Source organism: Pseudomonas sp. HMSC063H08, from assembly GCF_001813645.1.
GTDB classification, from domain to species: Bacteria; Pseudomonadota; Gammaproteobacteria; order Pseudomonadales; family Pseudomonadaceae; genus Pseudomonas; species Pseudomonas aeruginosa.
The window spans coordinates 166878-171150 of sequence record NZ_KV813429.1 but is presented as its reverse complement, the minus strand read 5'-3'; the positions used below and the strand labels follow the sequence as shown (position 1 = coordinate 171150).

The 4273-nt window shown below is 67.8% G+C and carries 3 protein-coding genes; all 3 read left to right on the top strand.

Features of this window, described 5'->3' with window-relative positions:
- Nucleotides 1-402 precede the first annotated feature (402 nt).
- The 3 genes from HMPREF2924_RS12830 to HMPREF2924_RS12820 all read left to right on the top strand — a co-directional run bounded on the left by HMPREF2924_RS12830 (nucleotide 403) and on the right by HMPREF2924_RS12820 (nucleotide 3636).
- Complete coding sequence (locus HMPREF2924_RS12830) at nucleotides 403-1227, top strand: DUF932 domain-containing protein (protein ID WP_003139033.1); 825 nt, start codon at nucleotides 403-405, stop codon at nucleotides 1225-1227.
- An 81-nt stretch (nucleotides 1228-1308) separates the two neighbouring features.
- Entirely contained in the window at nucleotides 1309-3363 is a 2055-nt protein-coding gene (locus HMPREF2924_RS12825) for a ParB/RepB/Spo0J family partition protein (RefSeq protein WP_003139031.1), read from the top strand.
- 63 nt (nucleotides 3364-3426) lie between these two features.
- Entirely contained in the window at nucleotides 3427-3636 is a 210-nt protein-coding gene (locus HMPREF2924_RS12820) for a hypothetical protein (RefSeq protein WP_016254208.1), read from the top strand.
- Nucleotides 3637-4273 lie beyond the last annotated feature (637 nt).

Below are 4273 nucleotides of genomic sequence, written 5' to 3'. Positions count from 1 at the left end.
CGCTCGGCTGACGCCTCCGGCCCGGCTTCCAGCTTCGGGCCTGCGCGCTTCGCTTGCCGTGCGGTTCGGCACACAGGGAAGGCCGTTGCCTTGTCGAGCCGTCTCCCCTGACTTCATCACCTTGTCCGCGACTGTAGCCCGCGCCCGTGCGCCGTCAAGGCGCGCAGGGCCGTGTCCTCGGCTGCGCCTGCGGGCCGCACCAACCCTGCGCTTGCCTCCTTGACGGCACCCGTTCGCGTGCTCCTGACCGTCGCGGGCGATGAACTCAGGAAAGACGGTGGCAACAGGGCCAACCGGGTTCCTCGTGCCGACCGCACCGAACAGCCGAAAGGCTGGGCTTCCGAATCTAGGAATCCGGTGTGCGGTGTGAACAGCAAACCTCTTTTTGTCAGGAGAAAGATCATGCAACTCGCATCCCGTTTCGCTTCCCGTTCCCCGGCACTGCGCAGCGATTACCCGCTGACCGATGACCAAATCCGCAGGGTGGCCCCGTCCATCTTCGCGGACGCCCCGCACGAAAGCCGCTCCGAGCGGTACGCCTACATCCCCACCGCGACCGTGTTGCAGGAACTGCGCGGGGAAGGCTTCGAGCCTTTCATGGTGTGCCAGACCCGCGTGCGCCACGACGACCGCCGCGACTACACCAAGCACATGATCCGCCTGCGCCACGCCAGCCAGATCAACGGGCGCGAGGCCAACGAAATCATCCTGCTGAACTCCCATGACGGCACCAGCAGTTACCAGATGCTGGCCGGAATGTTCCGCTTCGTGTGCAGCAATGGCCTTGTGTGCGGTGACACCGTGGCCGACGTGCGCGTACCCCACAAGGGCGACGTAGCCGGGCACGTCATCGAAGGCGCTTACGAAGTCCTGCACGGTTTCGACCGGGCGCAGGAATCGCGCGATGCCATGCGCGCCATCACCCTCGACGCCGGGGAATCGGAAGTGTTCGCCCGCGCCGCGCTGGCCTTGAAGTACGACGAGGACAAGCCCGCACCCATCACGGAATCGCAAATCCTGATGCCGCGCCGTGGCGACGACGACCGCCGCGACCTGTGGAGCGTGTTCAACCGCACGCAAGAAAACCTCATCAAAGGTGGCCTGTCCGCCCGCGCCGCCAATGGCCGCCGCCAGACCACCCGGCCCGTGCAGGGCATCGACCAGAGCGTGCGCCTGAATCGCGCCCTGTGGCTGCTGGCCGATGGCCTGCGCCAGCTCAAAGCCTGAATCCCCACGCGGCAGGGGCAGGCAGCAGCCCTTGCCGCATCCCTCGCTGCTGCATCCCTGAATCGTTTAGGAGTTGTCACCATGAACGCCGTAACCCAAACCGAAGCCCGCGCCATCGAAAACGCCGCACCGCTGGAAATGGCCGACCCTTCCAAGAACCTGATCTTGGTTGCCCTTTCGCAGTTGCTGCCGCGCCGCTCCAAGCGCAACGCCCGCAAGATGCCGCGCCTGTCCATCCCCGAACTGGCCGCGAGCATCGCCCGCATCGGCCTGCTGCAAAACCTGATCGTGATCGCATCCGCCGATGGCGAGCATTACGAGGTGGTGGCCGGTGATCGCCGCTTGACCGCCTTGAAGCTGCTGGCGAAGAAGCGCCGCATCCCCGCCGACTACGAGGTACCTTGCCTGCTTGTGGCCGATGGCAGTGCCCGCACCGTCAGCCTCGCCGAAAACCTGATGCGCGAGCAGATGCACCCCGCCGACCAGTTCGAGGCGTTCGCCGCGCTGGTCAAGGAAGGCCGGCCCGTCGAGGACATTGCCGCCGACTTCGGCGTGTCCCCGCTGGTGGTGCAGCGCCGCTTGAAGCTGGCCCACATCGCGCCGCGCCTGATGGCCGACTACCGCGCCGGAGCCGTCACGCTGGAACAGTTGATGGCCCTGACCATCACCGACGACCACGCCGCACAGGAAGCCGCGTTCTATGGTGCGCCGGAATGGCAGCGCAGCCCGTCCGCGCTGCGCGCACGCCTGACCGAGCGGGAAATCGACGCCACGCACGCGCTGGTGCGCTTCGTCGGGCTGGACACCTACCGGCAGGCAGGCGGTGGCATCCGCCGCGACCTGTTCGCCGAAGGCGATGCCGGAACCTACCTCACCGACGCCGGGGTGCTGGAAACTCTGGTGCGCGAGAAGCTGGCAACGCTGGCCGAGGACGTGCGCGCCGAGGGTTGGGCATGGGTGGAGGCCGTGCCGCATCTGGCCTACGAGGAACGGCAGGCGTTCCAGAACGCACCGCGCCACCGCCGCGAGCCGACCGCCCGCGAGGCCCGCCGCATCGCCTCGCTGGAAAACCGCCTTGAAAAGATCGACGCAGAACTGGAAGAAGCCTGCGACGCCGAGGACGAGGCCAAGGCCGAGAAGCTGGAACAGCGGCGCGATCAGGTGATCGGGGAACTGCAAGACGCGGAGGACGCCTTACAAGGCTATGCGCCCGAGGTGCGCGAGGTGGCCGGTGCCATCGTCACCATCGACCGCAACGGCGAGGCCGTCATCCATCGCGGCCTGCTGCGCGAGGCCGAGGCCAAGGCGCTGCGCACGCTGGAAAAGCTGCGGCGCGGTTTCGGCAACGCCGAAGGCGAAGCCGACAACGACGAAGGCCACGACGCCGACGACGCGCCCAAGGCCGCGAGCCTGTCCGACCGGCTGGCGCAGCGGTTGAGCGCACACCGCACGGCGGCGCTGCAAATCGAAGTGGCACGGCATCCGCAAGTGGCGCTGGCCGCACTGGTGCATGGCATGGTGCAGAAGGTCTTGCAGGACAGCTACTACGGCAACGACCAACCGCTGGGCGTGCGCGTGACGCTGCAAGACCGGCTGGAAGGAATGGCCCCGGACTGGCCGGAATCGCCCGCCGCCGTGGCGCTGCGCGAACTGCAACAGGTGGCCGGTGAAGGCTTGCCGCAGGACAGCGCCGAACTGTTCGCCGCGCTGCTGACGAAGCCGCAAGACGAACTGGTCAATCTGCTGGCCGTGTGCGTGGCTTCCACGGTGGACGTGGTGACGCCTCGCGCCACGCCGCACCACCCCGGCGAGGAACTGGCGCAGGCCGTGGGCCTCGACATGGCCGCATGGTGGCAGCCGACCGCAGAAGGCTACTTCAAGCACGTTCCCAAGGCGGCAGTCCTGCAAGCCGTGGGCGAGTACGCACCCGAGCAGGTTTCCCGGCTGGCGAAGTTGAAGAAGGCCGACATTGCCAGCGAGGCCGAGCGGCTGGCGAACGGCAGCGGATGGATGCCCGCCATCTTCAAGGCAGAAGGCGCGCAGGAAACCACGCAGGCAGAACCGCAGGCGCAGGACGACGCCCCGGAGGAAGCCGAGGCAATGGCGGATGAACCCGCCGTGGCGCTGGCCGCTTGACCCGCACCGACAGCAAGCGCCCCTGCCTCGACCGGGGCGCTTCGCTGGAAGGAGAACACCCCCATGACCCGCACCACCACCCGCCGCCCACGCATGGCGGCAATCTACGCCCCCGGCACAGTACGCGCCCGCCGCTGGCATGGCGATGGCGACGTGCGCGGCTACCGTCCGCCGTCGGGCTGGTCAGCCCGCGCCGACCTCACCGACATTCACCCCATCACGGGCCACGCCTTGCCGCGTGCCGTGTGGTGGATTGTCGAAACGAAGGAATAACCACGATCAGCCCCACGCCCATGCCGTTCCGACTTGGGCGCGGGGGAGACGCAAAATCCGGGCGCGGCGGTGGCCGCGCCCGGTTTCAAAGCCCAAAGCCAGAACGCCCCTTCGCCGCCTTCGGGCAGGTGGCGAAGGGGCGGCGCACAAGCGCCCTTGTGCGCGGGAAACCCGCGAAGCCATCAGTGCGTCGGCGCACAGCGCCGACGACATGCCGAACGCGCCCCGCCGCAATGGGCGGGACTTGTGGGGCTACGCCCCGGCTTGCTGCGGCAGGTTGCACGAAAGCGTGCCGTCCTCGACGCTGGCGGTTCGTCGCCTGTACGTCACGAAGGGCGGCTCACCGACACACCGCCCGACCCTGCAATGGAGCTTCCACGCCACGCCTCACGCAAGAGGCCGCCTGCTACGTCAGGGGCGCTTGCGGCCTTGTCTCCGGGTGTTGTCCTTGCCCGTGTCAGGGCGCAGGCCGGTGAAGCCGTCGCGCGGAGATGCCGAGTCGGCCATGTCTCCATTCGGGAGCGGGCGGCCAGTACGTCCTTGTGTTGTTGTGAATCCTGGCGGTGGCACGGCTGCGCCTTGGGCTTCATGGCCGCAACCTTCCAGCGAAAACAATTTCCCCGCCGCTGCGCGGCTT

Coding starts and splice junctions, on each gene's coding strand:
- HMPREF2924_RS12830 (WP_003139033.1), top strand. CDS start 403: ATGCAACTCGCATCCCGTTTCGCTTCCCGTTCCCCGGCACTGCGCAGC.
- HMPREF2924_RS12825 (WP_003139031.1), top strand. CDS start 1,309: ATGAACGCCGTAACCCAAACCGAAGCCCGCGCCATCGAAAACGCCGCA.
- HMPREF2924_RS12820 (WP_016254208.1), top strand. CDS start 3,427: ATGACCCGCACCACCACCCGCCGCCCACGCATGGCGGCAATCTACGCC.